This is a genomic window from Pantoea agglomerans (genome assembly GCF_021397715.1).
GTDB lineage: Bacteria > Pseudomonadota > Gammaproteobacteria > Enterobacterales > Enterobacteriaceae > Pantoea > Pantoea astica.
In genome coordinates this window covers 3,291,415-3,306,738 of the sequence record NZ_CP090207.1, presented here as the reverse complement: position 1 = coordinate 3,306,738, position 15,324 = coordinate 3,291,415, and the positions used below count along the sequence as shown (strand labels likewise).

Sequence of the window (15,324 nt, the reverse complement as noted above, 5' to 3'; positions counted from 1 at the left end):
TTCATTGCCTTTCCGGCTGACGCCTTCTACTGTATGTTCCACCTGAACGAATAACGAGGAATAAACCGTGCGCATAGGCATTGATTTGGGTGGCACCAAGACAGAAGTGATTGCGTTATCCAACGCCGGACAGGAGCTGTTTCGTCACCGGGTCAATACCCCGCGTGATGACTATCAGGCAACGGTCCAGGCGATTGTCGATCTGGTCAGGCTGGCAGAGCAGAAAACCGGTCAGACCGGCACCGTTGGCCTCGGTATTCCCGGCACGATTTCGCCCTACAGCAAGCGGGTCAAAAATGCCAACTCCACCTGGCTTAACGGTCAGCCGCTGGATAAAGATCTGGCGCAGGCGCTGAATCGTGACGTGCGCATCGCCAACGACGCGAATTGTCTCGCCGTTTCCGAGGCGGTTGACGGAGCGGGTGCCGGACAGCCGCTGGTGTTTGCGGTGATCATCGGCACCGGATCGGGTGCCGGGATCGCAATCAACGGCCAGTCTCGTATCGGCGGTAACGGCAATGCTGGCGAGTGGGGCCACAATCCGCTGCCGTGGATGGATGAAGATGAGCTGCGCTATCGGCAGGAAGTGCCCTGTTATTGCGGGCAGCAGGGCTGTATTGAGACCTTCGTCTCAGGCACCGGTTTCGGTATTGATTATCAGCGGCTGAGCGGCGTGTCACGTAAAGGGGCGGAGATCGTGGCGCTGCTGGAACAGCAGGATCCGATCGCTGAACTGGCGATGAGCCGATATGAACTGCGGCTGGCAAAATCGCTGGCGCAGGTGGTGAATCTGATCGATCCGGACGTGATCGTGCTGGGCGGCGGCATGAGCAATGTGGATCGTCTCTATCAGACGGTGCCGACGCTGATGAAAAAATGGGTATTCGGTGGCGAATGCGAAACGCCGGTGCTGAAGGCGCAACACGGCGATTCGAGTGGCGTGCGTGGAGCAGCCTGGCTCTGGCCGCTCAACCACTGATTTTAGCTAGCCTGTCCGGGGCGCGACCTCAGGCCGCGCCCTGCTATTCACCCACCAGCATACTGTCCTGCGGCGCGCGATCGCGCTGTGCCTTAGTCGCCAGGAAGTAGAGATAGCCCACCAGCATAAAGGCGACGAACAGCGCGCCGATCACCGGGTTAAACCACAGCATCGCCAGCAGGCAGATCACCGATAACAGCAGGGCGATGCCCGGTACGATCGGATAACCTGGCGCACGGAAGCTGCGCGCCAGATCCGGTGCCGAACGGCGCAGCCGGAACAGGCTCAGCATACTCATGATATACATCACAATGGCGCCGAACACCGCCATAGTGATCATCGCCGCCGTCAGCGTCATCCCCTGCAGATTAATAATTCCGTCGCTGTAAATGGCGGCGATCCCCAGTATCCCGCCGGTAATAATGGCGCGATGCGGCGTCTGAAAGCGCGACAGTTTCGCCAGCCCGGGCGGCAGATAGCCGGCGCGGGCCAGCGCAAAGAACTGGCGTGAATAGCCGAGGATGATGCCGTGGAAGCTGGCGATCAGGCCAAACAGGCCGATCCACACCAGCATGTGCATCCAGTTAGAGTGTTCGCCGACGATCATTTTCATCGCCTGCGGCAGGGGATCGTTGATGTCGGACAGTTTACGCCAGTCACCCGCGCCGCCCGCCATCAGCATCACGCCAATTGCCAGCACCACCAGCGTCAGAATGCCGCTGATATAGGCTCGCGGGATGGTACGGGTCGGATCTTTCGCCTCTTCCGCCGCCATCGCAGCACCTTCAATGGCAAGGAAAAACCAGATGGCGAATGGGATTGCGGCAAAAATACCGGAAAACGCCGGCATACCGAAGCTGTCGCTGCCGGCCCAGCCGTGCGCGGCAAAGTTCGCCAGGCTGAAACCGGGCGAGACCACGCCCATAAACACCAGCAGCTCAATCACCGCCAGAATGGTCACCACCAGCTCGAACATCGCCGCCAGTTTTACGCCAAGAATATTCAGCGTCATAAACAGCAGATAAGCGCCGACCGCGGCGGTTTTCGGGTTGAGTGCCGGATACTGCACGTTGAGGTAGGCACCAATTGCCATCGCAATCGCCGGTGGCGCAAAGACGAACTCAATCAGCGTGGCCAGACCGGCAATCAGCCCGCCGGTTTCGCCAAAGGCGCGGCGGCTGTAGGCAAACGGCCCGCCGGCGTGAGGAATTGCGGTGGTCAGCTCGGTAAAGCTGAAAATAAAGCAGGTATAGAGCGTGGCTATCAGCGCGGTGGTGACCAGGAAGCCCAGCGTGCCCGCCACCGCCCAGCCGTAACTCCAGCCAAAATATTCGCCTGAGATAACCAGGCCAACCGCAATTCCCCACAGATGCAGGGTGCCCAGCGTGGGCTTGAGTCTGTTTGTCATACTGTTATCCCCGTCGTTGTTGGTGCCGCGCGGCAGTGATACCGCACCTCATGGTTTACGCTACAGTGAAGGGATAATGCCGTTGCCTGACGGGCCGCGACTTGACGCCGGCGCGGTCAATGCTGTCCTCCACGGTCAACTCACAGGCAACACCGGGCCAGATGCACGCTGCGGTCAACTTTGACTCCTCTGCGGTCAAGCAGCTCAGGTTCTGGCAACGCATGCTGAGGTTACGCAAGTGACAGGAGCCGGAATGATGAGCGCGAAACAATATGACAACCTGACTGATTCTCAACTTACCGCACTGGCACAGCAGGCGCTGGGCTGTTATCCCGCCGCACTGCAGGGCACCCTGCGGCTGCTGTGTCGTTCGGAGAACGCCACGTTTCTGCTGCAGGCGGGCAGCCGGCGTTATGCGCTGCGGCTGCATCGCGGCGACTACCATCAAAAAGCGGATATCCTCAGCGAGCTGCTGTGGCTGGACGCGCTGCGCGAAACCGGCATCGTAGTACCCGAGGCGGTGCCGGACAGCCAGGGCGAAAGGGTACTGACGCTGCGTTTGCCGGACGGTGGCGAGCGGTATGTGGTGCTGTTTCACTGGATCGACGGCGAGATGCCGACCACCGAGGTGGACCCGCGCGCCTTTCAGCAACTGGGGCAGATTACGGCCCGGCTGCATCAGCACAGTAAACAGTGGCAGCCGCCGGCTGGTTTCCAGCGCATCCTCTGGGATCACCACACCATGACCAGCGCGCAGAGCCACTGGGGACGCTGGCAGGATGCGCCCAATCTGCCTTCCGCCGATCATGGGATCATCGAACAGGCGATCGCTCAGGCGGGCGAGGCGCTGACGGCGTTTGGCAAAGGATCGGATCGATTTGGCCTGATCCACGCCGATCTGCGACTGACTAATCTGCTGCTGCACCAGGGTGAAACCCGGGTGATCGATTTCGATGACTGCGGGCTGGGCTGGTATCTGCACGATCTGGCGGCAGCGATCAGTTTTGTCGAGCATCATCCGCGGGCGGCAGAGTGGATCGATCACTGGATTCGCGGCTACGAGCAGGTGTCGCACATCAGCGATCGGGAGATGGCGATGCTGCCAACGCTGCTGATCCAGCGCCGTATCCAGCTCACCGCGTGGGTAGGATCGCACGCCGAAACGGAGATGGCGCAGAGCCTGGGTCCGGAATGGGCCCGCCATTCAGTGCGGCTCTGCCGGCGTTATCTGGAGAGCGAGCAGTTGCCGGTCGGGGTCTGATGCACCAGCGGCGGGCGCAGGTGCGCCGCCGCAGTGCTGTGCGTCCAACCGCCGCGGTCTAACCCGCTGAAATCCTGAAGGATTAAGCTGGTACGGAAATTGCTCAGTCTGTTAATGGGTTTTCCCCTGAATCTGACTGAGGCGACCATGAATCCGATGATGATAAAACAGCCCGATGCATTTGCTGCCTGCTCCGCTGCGGCGGAGGCCGGTAATCACGGCGTGCTGGCCGCTGCGGCCACCGGCCTGAGCGATTTTATTCATACCCGTGGCGGTGACGTGGACCGTATCTTCGGCATCAGCGGTATCGATCCGGAGCGGCTCACCAGCCCGACGCTGAGCCTTGGGCTGGTTAACTACTGTCGGGTGCTGGAGGAAGCGGCACGACACTCCGGTTTTGATAACTTCGGTTTGCACTACGGCAGGCAGTTTAAACCGCAGTCATTAGGCCTGATTGGCTACATCGGCCTCTGTTCCGCCACGCTGGAACAGGCGCTACACAATGTGGTCAACGCCTTTCCGTGGCATCAGCACGACACCTTAACCCGGCTGGTGGACAAAGGAGAGTGCTGGCGGCTCGACTATCAGGTTCGCCACGGGGCGATTCTGACGCGCCGTCAGGATGCGGAGCTGACGCTGGGGATGTTCATGAATCTGATTCGTCATGTGGCGGGTAAAAACTGGGCACCGCGCGAGGTGCATTTTGAACATCCGCGCCCGGAACAGTGGCACGATCACGGGAAAGTGTTTGATGCGCCGGTCTGGTTCGATCAGCCCTTTAACTCGCTGGTGATCCCAAAGCGCGATCTGCTGCGCAGCATGCCGGAAAGCGATCCCATGTTGCTGATGGTGATGCAGGATGCCATCCGGCGGCTCAATCGGGCCGCTTCACAGCAGAGCATGGTGGAGCAGGCGCGCTCACAGGTAAACCTGTCGCTGATGCAGGGCGAACCGGTGCTGGAGGAGGTGGCTGATAAGCTGGGGTTATCGAGCTGGTCACTGCAGCGGCGGCTGCGTGAAGAGGGCTGCAGCTTCAGCGCGCTGGTGGATCAGGTACGCTGCGAAATGGCGACGCACTATCTGCAGCAGAAGCAGCTGCCGATCTCCGAAATGGCACTGCTGCTGGGCTACTCGGAAGTCAGCGCCTTCTCACGCGCGTTTCGGCGCTGGTTCGGCATCAGTCCGCGTCAGTGGCGCCAGCACGGGCTGGCAAGCTAGACTTGCGCGGCGCAAAGCCAAACCACGCCGGCTGAGTACGCACCGGCGGCGGCGGCAAACCTTTGGTCTGCGCAGCCAGCTGCCAGGCCCGTAAGCACAACGCCTCATCGCCCTGCGTCTGCGTCACCGCATAGCGTCCACTCTGTTGCCACTCCAGCCGGACCAGACATTGCTGGCCCGCATAGCGCGCCGCATCGCTGAACTGCTGATTCAGCCGGTGCTGCATTTGATTAGTCCACTGACAGGATGCGCTGTTGGGGTCCTTCGCGGGCTGACAGAGGTTGACCACACTATCCCGTTGCTTTGGTTCAGAATGCTGGCAGCCGCTCAGGACGATCGCAATAATTACGCCCGGCAACACTTTCATCTTTATATTAATTAAATTCATTGAACTGACCAATTCTGATTAAAGTTCTCTTCTTCTGCTGCCGACAGTCTACAGACCGGACTGGCGAATGCTATGGCATTACTCCGACTGTCGGCAGAACCAGAATTTACCGCCCCGAGCGCGGTTTCTTATTATTTATTCATGGAACAGAAATGCAGAAAAAATATGCCGTTGCGGCACTCACCTTACTCAGTGCTTCGCTGCTCAGCGGCTGCGCGACTGAATCCTCCCGTGCGATTGAAGCACCCCAGGTTCGTGCAGCCAGCCAGCCCGCTTACCAGGGCGTGCGCAGCCCGATTGCGGTTGGTCAGTTTGATAACCGCTCCGCTTACATGAACGGAATTTTCTCGGATGGCGTTGATCGGCTGGGTAATCAGTCAAAAACCATTCTGATCACCCATCTGCAGCAGACTAACCGTTTCAGCGTACTGGATCGCAGCAACCTGAAAGAGCTGGAGCAGGAAGCCGACTTCAAACGCAGTCAGCAAAATATCAAAGGCGCGAACTATATCATCACCGGTGATATCACCGAGTTTGGTCGCAAAGAAGTGGGTGACCAGCAGCTGTGGGGCATTCTGGGCCGCGGTAAGAGCCAGATCGCCTATGCCAAAGTCAATCTCAACGTGGTGGATGTCACCACCTCTGAAGTGGTGTTCAGCGCGCAGGGCGCTGGCGAATACCAGCTTTCAGCCCGTGAGATCATCGGTTTTGGCGGCACCAGCAGTTATGACTCGACGCTGAATGGCAAAGTGATGGATCTGGCGATTCGCGAAGCAGTCGATCATTTAGTGGATGGAATCAACAACGGCGCCTGGCGTCCGGCTAAATAAGGAAGTCATAAATGAAAGCGATCACACTGGGCGGCCTGCTGATGGCGGCTGCACTGCTGGCTGGCTGCGCGCCAAAAGCGCCGAAAACGATTTACTACTGGGGCGACTATCAGCAGCAGCTGTATAGCTACTATCAGAAGGATAGCGATCCACTGAAGCAGATCGACGCGCTGAATCTCGACGTTGAAAAAGCCCGTGCGGCAAACCAGCCGGTTGCGCCAGGGCTGCACGCGCAACTCGGCCTGCTCTACGCCAAAACCGGCGATACCCATAAAGCCTTCGGCCAGTTTGCGACCGAAAAGCAGCTGTTTCCGGAAGCGGGCCCATACATGGATTTTCTGATGAGTAACAAACAAGGAGTGACCCGGTGAAAAAACTGATTGTTCTGTGTGGCGCCCTGGCCGCGCTGCTGCTGACCGGCTGTGCGCAGCATAAAAAACCCTATGACTATAGCGCGTTCCGTGCCAGTAAACCGGCGTCGATTCTGGTGTTACCCGCCGAGAACAAAGCGCCGGATATCAATGCCGCTCACAGCCTTACGTCGCTGGTTACCCGGCCACTGGCTGAAGCGGGTTATTACGTTTTTCCGGTGGCGGTGGTGGAAGAGACTTTCCAGCAGAATGGCCTGACCAGCGGCAGCGAAATCCAGGCGGTCAGCCCGGCGCGTCTGAATAAAATCTTTCACGCCGATAGCGCGCTCTATATCTCCATCAGCGAGTACGGCAGCAGCTACCGGGTGATCGACAGCGTCACCACCGTGTCGGCGACCGCGCGCCTGGTGGATCTGCGCAGTGGCAAAGAACTCTGGCAGGGCTCCGCTTCCGCCAGTGACAATGAAGATGGTAACAACAATAGCGGTGGTCTGGTCGGCATGCTGGTCAGTGCGGCAATCAACCAGATCGCCAGCAACGTCAGCGACAAAGCCCATTCGATTGCCGGTCTCACCAGCAATCGCCTGCTGGCGCAGAACGAGCAGGGCGGTTTGCTGACCGGCCCGCGCTATAAGCTGATCAGCGCCCGCTGATCGGTGGCAGAGCGGGCGCTGCGGCGCCCGCTATCCCTGCGGCAGCTCCAGCTGGCTGTAGCCCAGCCCGTTCATTTTCCGCACTTTAATCTGCACCGGTATCCGCTCTTTCATCGCTTCAACGTGGCTGATCACGCCGATGGTTTTGCCGCTGGCGTTGAGCGCATCCAGCGCGTCGAGCGCGGTATCGAGCGTTTGCGCATCCAGCGTGCCAAACCCTTCATCCAGAAACAGCGATTCAATGCGGGTCTTGTGGCTGACCAGGTCAGATAACGCCAGCGCCAGCGCCAGGCTGACGAGGAAGCTCTCGCCACCCGACAGCGTCCGGGTATCGCGCGCCGTGTCAGCCTGCCAGGTATCCACCACGTCGAGCTCCAGCAGATCCTGCGCGCGACGCTGCAACAGATAGCGGCCATGCAGCCGATCGAGCTGGCGATTCGCCAGCGCCACCAGATGATCCAGCGTTAAGCCCTGAGCAAAGCGGCGGAACTTATCGCCGCTGGCCGAGCCAATCAAATCGTTAAGCAGTCCCCACTGCGCCAGCACTGCTTCATCCCCGGCAATCTGCGTCATCAGGCTCTGCTGCTGGTCACGCAGGTGGGCATCGCTCTGCAACTGCTGCTGGATCTGGCCCTGCTGGCTGGCATTGTCACGCAGCGCCAGCCGGAGCTGTTCCAGCTGCTGCGCCAGGACCTCGGCCGAAGCGGGCATCGCGGCAGGCTGTGCCTGCTGGTGGGTCGCCAGCCGCTGATGCAGATCCGTCAGCCGCGCCTGCTGCTGCTGCCGTTGCTGATCGATCTGCTGTAGCTGCTGGCGCAGTTGCTGCACCGTCTGTTCATCGAGTAGCGCGGCGCGCAGTCGGGCTTCATCACTGAAACCGGTGGCGGCCAGCGCCTGCTGCAACCGCTGTTCCGCCTCGGCCAGGCGCGCGGTAAGCGTCTGCTGCTGACTCGCCACTATCGCCAGCTGACCCTGCAGGCTGCTGACCTCGCTTTGCGTCTGCTGTAAGCCATCCCGCAGCTGCGCGAGCTGCGCCTCGTGCTGGCGGAGGCTCTGCTGCATCTGCTGACGGGCGTCAGCCACCTCGCGATCGCCAAACAGCGCCTGGCGCTGCTGGCGCATCTCATCGAGCCGGGTCTGCTCGTGGTGCAACTGCTGCTGCTGAGCGGTCAGCTGCTGCTGTTCCCGTTCTGCCTGCTGTTGCAGGGCAGCCAGCTGGGTTTCGCCGCGCAGCAACTGCGGCTGCAGGTTAGCGAGTAACTGCTCACTTTCCTGCCAGCGCTGCCAGCGGGCCTGCTGAGTCTCCAGCCATGACGCGCGTTCAGCGGCGGCAGGCAAGGTCAGGTTATGCTGGCTGAACTGCTGTTGCAGCCCATCCTGCACCTGCTGCCAGTCATGCTGTTCCTGCTGCTGGTGCTGTTGTAGCGCGATGAGTGCCTGCTGCAGGTTATCCAGCGACTGCTGTGCCAGCTGCTCAGCCTGCAGATGCTGCTGCCAGATCTGCGCCTGCTGAAGATGATGGTCTTTAGCCGCCTGGCGCGCCTGTTCAGCGGTTTCCAGCGCCAGCCGTTGCTGCTCAAGCTGCTGTTCCCGTTCACTTTGCTGCTGCCGCCACTGGGCTAATGCGTCAGCGTCTGACAAGGTGAAGGTAAGTGCCAGCTCACCGCTGAGCGCCTGCCATTGCTGCTCCAGCGCGGTGATGTGCCGCTGGGTTTCTGCAATATCGTCGCGCAGCGACTGCTGCTGGATCGCCGACTGTTTCAGTTGCTCTTTTTTGGCGGTGCCCGCTTCGCGAAGCGCGTCGACCTGCTGTTGCAGAGCCGCACGCCGCTGCTGACTGGCACTGATTTCCAGCGTGCTGTAAGCCTCAATCGCCGGATGGCTGCAGGAGCCGCACAGCGGGCAGGGCTGGTCAGGCGTCAGCTGGGCGCGATAGTGCGACAGATCGGCAATCTGCTGCTCCAGCGCGCAAATTTTCTCCACATCGTCCAGCTGCTGTTTTTCGCGTTTCCACTGATCGCGCAGGCTCTGTAATTCCACCTCCGCCTGCTGGTGGGCCTTTTCCAGCCCGGCCAGCTGCTGCTGGCGCTGACTCTGTTGCCGATGCAGCGGTTGCCACTGAGTCGAGAGCAGCAGCAGCTGCTGGCGCGCCGCGCGGCTGGCGTGCAGCTGGCTCAGCGCTTCACGCAGCGCCGCTGGCGGGTGCTGCTCCTGGAGCGAAGTTAGTGCTTGCTCCGCTTGCAGCAGCGCCTGCGCAGCGGCCTGTTCGGCTTGCTGGCGCGGTAATGCTTGCTGCGCCTGCTGCTCCCGTTCGGCCTGCTGCGCCGCGATCTTCTGCTGCTGTTGCTGCTGCTGTTGGGCCAGTCCGGCCAGCGTCGCTTCACGCTGCGCCAGCTGGGCGAAGCGTTCCTGCCACAGCGGCAGCAAAGCGCCCCATTGCGCCATATCGGCTAACTGCTGTCGCAGGGTTTGTTGCCCGGCGATCGCCTGTTGTAACGCGGTTAGCTGGCGGGTCTGTTCCGTTAACGCGCTTTGGGTCTGATCGTACTGCTGCTGCTGGCGATCTTTTTCCTGCTGCTGCCGGGTCAGCTGTTGTTGCAGCACGCGCAGTGACTGATCAAGCGGGATGACCTGTTCGTTGAGCAGGCTCTCCTGCTGCTGCTGTTGCTGGTGCGCCTGTTCAGCGGCGGCCTGCGCCGCGGCGGTAAGCTGCTGCTGGCGCTGTTGTTCAGTCTGCGCCCGCTGATGGGCCTCGGTGAGCTGCTGCTGGCGGCCGCGCACTTCATGCTGCTCCTGCGCCAGCTGGTCGCGCTGTTGCAGAGCTGGTCGCAGTTTTTCAGCCGGTTCGCTGCGCGCCAGTCGCTGCCGATCCGCTTCGGCGGCCTGTGCTGCTGCTTCAGCCTGCTGCAGAGCCGTGTTCGCCGTGGCGATCTCCTGCTCTAATTGCAGCGCCTGTTGCTGCCACTGCTGCTGCTGCTGAGCCTGCTGATAATCGCGGCTCAGCGTCTGTTCCGCCTCGCTCAGCCGGGCGATCTGCTGTTGCAGCGCGGTGCGTGTTTCATCATCCAGCAGCGCCATCGCTCCCGCCCGGCTGCGCAACAGATCCAGCGCGGTCCTGGCCTCTTTATGACGTTCATAGATCGCCATGGAGATCAGGCCGTAAATTTCGGTGCCGGTCAGCTCCTCCAGCAGTTCGGCACGTTCGCTGGCTTTGGCGTTGAGGAAAGCGGCGAACTGGCCCTGTGACAGCATCATAGAGCGGGTAAAGCGTTCAAAGTCGAGACCGGAGAGGGTCTCGATCAGCCTGAGCTTGTCGCCGACCTTGTCGGCGACGATGGTGTCATCGGCACAGCGCGCCAGCTCAACCCGTGGTGCCTGCAGTTTGCCGTCGGCGGTGCCGCGGGCGCGGTTCTGGCTCCAGAAGGCGCGCCAGGCTTCGCCTTTGATCTCAAATTCGACTTCGGCCAGACACTCGGCGCAGTCGCGGGTCATCAGCGCATTCTGACTCTGGGAAATGGCTCCGAGGCGCGGCGTCTGGTGATAGAGCGCCAGACAAATAGCATCCAGCAGGGTGGTTTTGCCTGCGCCGGTTGCGCCGGTAATCGCGAACAGGCCGTTGCTGGCAAAGGGTTCGGCACGGAAATCGATAAACCATTCGCCACGCAGTGCGTTGAGGTTTTTAAAGCGTAGCGTGAGGATCTTCATTGTGGCTCCCCGATATCGGCCAGCGTCTGGCGGAATAGCGTGGTCATCTGGTCGATCTGCTGCGGCTGCAGTTCGCTATCCAGCGCCAGCCGACGGGCAAACACCTCTTCCACTTTCAGCTCGCTCAGGGTTTCGTTATCCAGCCGTGCCAGGCTGTGCTGGCGCTGCTCACGGCTGCGGCGTAACAGTAAGACTTCCACCGGCAGTTCTGCGGTCAGGGTTTCCACCTGTCGCTGCAGATCGCTGAGGTACTCCTGGGTCGTGACTTCGATATCCAGCCAGGTCGGCTTTTCCTGCGGCACGTCGCTGAATGCGCTGAGCTGCTGCGCAATCTGCGCCAGCGAGCCTTTCAGCACCTGCATCGGCTGCACCTGCGGCACCACCAGCGGGCTCACCGATTGCAGACCGCTGGCGGTAAATTCCAGCAGGAAGACGCTTTTTTCACTGCCCAGCTCATCAAAACTGAGCGGAATCGGCGAGCCGCTGTAGCGGATATGCTCACTGCCCGCTACCCGCTGAGCACGATGAATGTGGCCCAGCGCGATGTAATCAGCGTCCGGAAAGGCGGAGGCCGGAAAGGCGTCCAGCGTGCCGATATAGATGTCACGCACCGAGTCGCTCTGGCTGACGCCGACGGTGGTGAGATGGCCGGTCGCCACGATCGGCAGTGCCGGCTCCAGCGCCCGTGCGGCGGCAACGCGCTGCTGATAGTGGTGAGCAATCGCCTCCAGCAGCGACGTCTGCTTGTCACGTCCGGACTGACCGGCGCGGCTGCGCAGGATGTCGCGCGGTCGCAGGTAAGGAATGGCGCACAGCCGCACGCCCGGTTCGCCCTGACGGGTAGTGAGCACCATCACGTCACTCTCCGCCTGCGGCGTGGCGATCACCCGGGTATTCAGACAGGCGAGCAGCTCGCGCGACTCATTGAGCGTCGCCACCGAGTCGTGATTACCCGCCAGCACAATCAGCTGGCAGCCGCTGGGTTGCAGCGCCACCACAAAGCGGTTGAACATTTCGCGCGCGTAGCTGGGCGGGGTGCCGGTATCGAACAGATCGCCGGCGACGATTAACGCATCCACCTGATGCTGTTCAATCTGGATCAACAGCCAGTCGAGAAACGCCTGATGTTCCGCCGCCCGACTTTTGTTGTAAAAGAACTGCCCCAGATGCCAGTCCGCAGTATGAATGATGCGCATAAGAGTCCCTGCCGTTGTGATTCGCCCGGCGATTATACTGGCTCTGCGGCCAAAGCAAAAAATTGTCGCTGCGCTGTCATAAATGATTACCAACGGGGTTACAGGCGGGTTATGTTTTTCATAAAAGTGTCACAAATCTGACGCATAATGGCGCCGCGAATCTCAGTGACAGCCGTCATATCAGCAGGAGTAATAATGGCTAAGCGCATTTTGGTTGTGGAAGATGAAGCCCCAATCCGTGAAATGTTGTGTTTTGTTCTGGAGCAGAACGACTATCAGCCAATCGAGGCGGAAGATTATGACAGCGCAGTGGGTAAGCTGATTGAACCCTGGCCCGATCTGATCCTGCTGGACTGGATGTTACCTGGCGGCAGCGGCATTCAGTTTATCAAACACCTGAAACGCGAAGCGATGACCCGTGATATCCCGGTGATGATGCTGACCGCCCGCGGTGAAGAGGAAGACCGGGTGCGCGGGCTGGAAGTCGGTGCTGACGATTACATCACCAAGCCTTTTTCGCCGAAAGAGCTGATGGCGCGCATCAAAGCGGTCATGCGCCGTATCTCTCCGATGGCGGTGGAAGAGGTGATTGAGATGCAGGGGCTGAGTCTGGACCCCTCCTCGCATCGGGTGATGTCGGAAACCACGCCGCTGGAAATGGGACCGACCGAATACAAACTGCTGCACTTCTTTATGACGCACCCGGAGCGGGTCTACAGCCGCGAACAGTTGCTGAACCACGTCTGGGGCACCAATGTGTATGTTGAAGATCGCACCGTCGATGTTCACATTCGCCGTTTACGTAAAGCGCTGGAAGTCTCCGGCCACGATCGCATGGTACAAACCGTCCGTGGAACAGGGTATCGTTTCTCTGCCCGCTACTAAACGGAGTTTTCACCGTGCTGGAACGCCTCTCCTGGAAGAGATTACTGTCAGAACTGCTGCTGGCCTGTTTGCCTGCGTTGCTGCTCGGTCTGCTGTTCGGCTATCTGCCGTGGTGGCTGCTGCTGAGCGTGCTGGCGGTGCTGCTGTGGCATTTTCACAACCTGATGCGGCTGTCGCACTGGTTATGGCTCGATCGTACCATGACGCCGCCTGCCGGACGCGCCAGCTGGGAACCGCTGTTTTACGGGCTTTATCAGATGCAGTTACGCAACCGGCGGCGGCGGCGTGAGCTCGGCAACCTGATTAAACGCTTTCGCAGCGGCGCCGAGTCGCTGCCGGATGCGGTGATCCTCACCACCGAAGAGGGCACCATCTTCTGGTGCAACGGGCTGGCGCAACAGCATCTCGGGCTACGCTGGCCGGAAGATAATGGCCAGAACATCCTTAACCTGCTGCGTTACCCGGAGTTCTCGCGCTATATCCGCCAGCGTGATTTCGATAAGCCGTTAACGCTGGTGCTGAATAACCAGTATCACATGGAGTTTCGCGTCATGCCCTACAGCGAAGGGCAGTGGCTGCTGGTGGCGCGCGACGTGACGCAGATGCATCAGCTGGAAGGCGCGCGGCGTAATTTCTTTGCCAACGTCAGCCATGAGCTGCGGACTCCGCTGACGGTGCTGCAGGGCTATCTGGAGATGATGAACGACTCGGTGATGAACGAGCGTTCGCGCGGCAAAGCGCTGCACACCATGTCGGAGCAGACGCGCCGCATGGACAGCCTGGTCAAACAGCTGCTGACGCTGTCGCGAATTGAAGCCGCACCGGCGATCGACCTGAAAGAGAAGGTTGACGTGCCGGTGATGCTGAAGCTGCTGCAGCATGAGGCCGCGACCCTGAGCAACGGGCGGCACGACCTCCATTTCCATACCGACCCGCATCTGAAAGTGTTCGGCAACGATGAGCAGCTGCGCAGTGCTATCTCCAATCTGGTCTACAACGCGGTGAACCACACGCCAGACGGTACCCGCATCGATATCAGCTGGCTGCGCAGCAAGCAGGGCGCCACCTTCCGGGTCTGCGACAATGGACCGGGCATCGCCGCGGAACATATTCCCCGTCTCACCGAGCGCTTCTACCGGGTCGATAAAGCGCGATCGCGCGCCACCGGCGGCAGCGGGCTGGGGCTGGCGATCGTGAAACATGCCCTGAGCCACCATAATGCGCGGCTGGATATCACCAGCGTGCCGCATCAGGAGACCTGTTTTACCTTTACCCTGCCAGCAAGGTTGATTGTCAGCGGTGGGATGCAGGAGAATGCCGTTCATTAATCGCTGCCGGATCTCCCTGATGCGCCTCTTTCTTTTATTGATCGTTACGCTGCTGCCGGGCATGGCGCTGGCACAGTCCGGCGCGCTGTCGGGCAACCTCAGCAGCGTTGGCTCCGATACTCTCGGTTATCTGATGACGCTGTGGGGTGAGGATTTCAGCCGACAGGCACCGGGGGTCAATGTGCAGGTGCAGGCATCCGGCTCCTCGACCGCACCCACGGCGCTGGCGGCTGGCGCCGCGCAGCTCGGCCCGATGAGCCGGCCGATGCAGGCAGATGAGCGTCAGGCGTTTGAAGCGCGCTATGGTTATCCGCCGCTGGCGGTGCCGGTGGCCATGGATGCGCTAGTGGTGGTGGTGAATCAGCGCAACCCGCTACAGCAGATCACGCCGCGTCAGCTCGACGCCATCTTCTCCATTACCCGACTGTGCGGCGCAACGTCAGTGCCGCAGCGCTGGGGCGATCTCGGTGCCCAGGGCGCCGGGTGGGCCCGACGACCCATCCAGCGCTACGGCCGCAACTCCGCCTCAGGCACCTGGGGTTTCTTCAAGCAGCAGGTGCTCTGTCAGGGCGATTTTCGCAACGACGTCGCGGAATTTCCCGGATCGGCGGCGGTGGTGCAGGCGGTGGCCGGCAATCCCCGCAGCATTGGCTACGCCAGTTTTGGCTTCCATCTCAGCGGCGTAAAGATGCTGTCGGTGGTTAACCCGCAGGGCGAAGCTGTGCCACCCGATGCGGAAGCGATCCGCAGCGGCCGCTATCCGTGGGCGCGTCCGCTCTATCTCTACGTCAACAAGGCACCGGGTAAGCCGTTACCGCCGCTGGTCGCCGCCTTTCTGCAACAGGTGCTCTCGGTGCAGGGACAGCGTCGCGTCAGCGAAGCGGGTTACCTGCCGCTCTCTGATCGTCAGATGGCAGAGGCACGCGCAGCGCTGCACTGATGGTAACGGCGATGCGCTGCCGCCTTGCTGCCATCAACATGAATTTTCTTCACGTCTGTTGAATTTTCTTCTGTTGCAACGGAACGCAACCCATGTCACTCTCCGCTTAGACGTTTAGCCATCCAGATGTCTATTTATATCAGAATGCAATTATTTCCTGCC

13 protein-coding genes are annotated in these 15,324 nt (G+C 60.5%); 9 read left to right on the top strand and 4 right to left on the bottom strand.

The features are described from left to right. Window positions 1-67: 67 nt before the first annotated feature. Window positions 68-979 (top strand): fructokinase, encoded by a 912-nt coding sequence (mak, locus tag LZU96_RS15870; RefSeq protein ID WP_233985153.1) that lies wholly within the window; start codon window positions 68-70, stop codon window positions 977-979. 43 nt (window positions 980-1,022) lie between these two features. On the opposite strand, the gene eat is transcribed toward mak, so the two are convergent. Next, complete coding sequence (gene eat / locus LZU96_RS15865; protein ID WP_233985152.1) at window positions 1,023-2,387, bottom strand: ethanolamine permease; 1,365 nt, start codon at window positions 2,385-2,387, stop codon at window positions 1,023-1,025. Window positions 2,388-2,643: 256 nt separating this feature from the next. On the opposite strand from eat, the gene LZU96_RS15860 reads away from it, so the two are divergent. Together LZU96_RS15860 and LZU96_RS15855 are read left to right on the top strand one after the other, a co-directional pair. Then, complete coding sequence (locus LZU96_RS15860; RefSeq protein ID WP_233988216.1) at window positions 2,644-3,648, top strand: phosphotransferase enzyme family protein; 1,005 nt, start codon at window positions 2,644-2,646, stop codon at window positions 3,646-3,648. A 147-nt stretch (window positions 3,649-3,795) separates the two neighbouring features. Next, the gene (locus LZU96_RS15855; RefSeq protein ID WP_233985151.1) at window positions 3,796-4,866 is read left to right on the top strand and encodes an AraC family transcriptional regulator; all 1,071 of its coding nucleotides are present in this window, start codon (window positions 3,796-3,798) and stop codon (window positions 4,864-4,866) included. Here LZU96_RS15855 and LZU96_RS15850 read toward each other — a convergent pair. Continuing rightward, complete coding sequence (locus tag LZU96_RS15850; RefSeq protein ID WP_233985150.1) at window positions 4,826-5,254, bottom strand: cell envelope integrity TolA C-terminal domain-containing protein; 429 nt, start codon at window positions 5,252-5,254, stop codon at window positions 4,826-4,828. The genes LZU96_RS15855 and LZU96_RS15850 overlap by 41 nt on opposite strands. A 152-nt stretch (window positions 5,255-5,406) precedes the next feature. Between LZU96_RS15850 and LZU96_RS15845 the strand changes: the two genes are divergently transcribed. Genes LZU96_RS15845 through LZU96_RS15835 form a run of 3 tightly spaced genes read left to right on the top strand, consistent with a single transcriptional unit; the run spans window position 5,407 to window position 7,108 of the window. Beyond that, window positions 5,407-6,084 (top strand): CsgG/HfaB family protein, encoded by a 678-nt coding sequence (locus tag LZU96_RS15845; protein ID WP_233985149.1) that lies wholly within the window; start codon window positions 5,407-5,409, stop codon window positions 6,082-6,084. 11 nt (window positions 6,085-6,095) lie between these two features. Further along, on the top strand, window positions 6,096-6,455 hold the full coding sequence (locus tag LZU96_RS15840; protein WP_233985148.1) for a DUF4810 domain-containing protein: 360 nt from the start codon (window positions 6,096-6,098) through the stop codon (window positions 6,453-6,455). After that, window positions 6,452-7,108 carry a DUF799 domain-containing protein gene (locus LZU96_RS15835; RefSeq protein WP_233985147.1) on the top strand — a complete coding sequence of 219 codons (657 nt, stop codon included), beginning with the start codon at window positions 6,452-6,454 and terminating at the stop codon, window positions 7,106-7,108. Before LZU96_RS15840 ends, LZU96_RS15835 begins: the two co-directional genes overlap by 4 nt. A gap of 30 nt (window positions 7,109-7,138) precedes the next feature. On the opposite strand, the gene LZU96_RS15830 is transcribed toward LZU96_RS15835, so the two are convergent. Both LZU96_RS15830 and sbcD read right to left on the bottom strand, forming a co-directional pair. Beyond that, complete coding sequence (locus tag LZU96_RS15830) at window positions 7,139-10,813, bottom strand: AAA family ATPase (RefSeq protein WP_233985146.1); 3,675 nt, start codon at window positions 10,811-10,813, stop codon at window positions 7,139-7,141. Then, entirely contained in the window at window positions 10,810-12,009 is a 1,200-nt protein-coding gene (gene sbcD / locus LZU96_RS15825; RefSeq protein WP_233985145.1) for an exonuclease subunit SbcD, read from the bottom strand. The genes LZU96_RS15830 and sbcD overlap by 4 nt, the downstream gene beginning before the upstream one ends. Window positions 12,010-12,204: 195 nt before the next feature. Between sbcD and phoB the strand changes: the two genes are divergently transcribed. The 3 genes from phoB to LZU96_RS15810 are packed head-to-tail and all read left to right on the top strand — an operon-like array spanning window position 12,205 to window position 15,162. Continuing rightward, entirely contained in the window at window positions 12,205-12,894 is a 690-nt protein-coding gene (gene phoB / locus LZU96_RS15820; RefSeq protein WP_003852491.1) for a phosphate response regulator transcription factor PhoB, read from the top strand. Between the two features lie 14 nt (window positions 12,895-12,908). Beyond that, window positions 12,909-14,222 (top strand): phosphate regulon sensor histidine kinase PhoR, encoded by a 1,314-nt coding sequence (gene phoR / locus LZU96_RS15815; RefSeq protein WP_233985144.1) that lies wholly within the window; start codon window positions 12,909-12,911, stop codon window positions 14,220-14,222. Window positions 14,223-14,241: 19 nt separating this feature from the next. Continuing rightward, window positions 14,242-15,162, top strand: coding sequence for a PstS family phosphate ABC transporter substrate-binding protein (locus tag LZU96_RS15810; RefSeq protein WP_233985143.1), 921 nt, complete (start codon window positions 14,242-14,244; stop codon window positions 15,160-15,162). The last annotated feature ends 162 nt before the right edge of the window (window positions 15,163-15,324 follow it).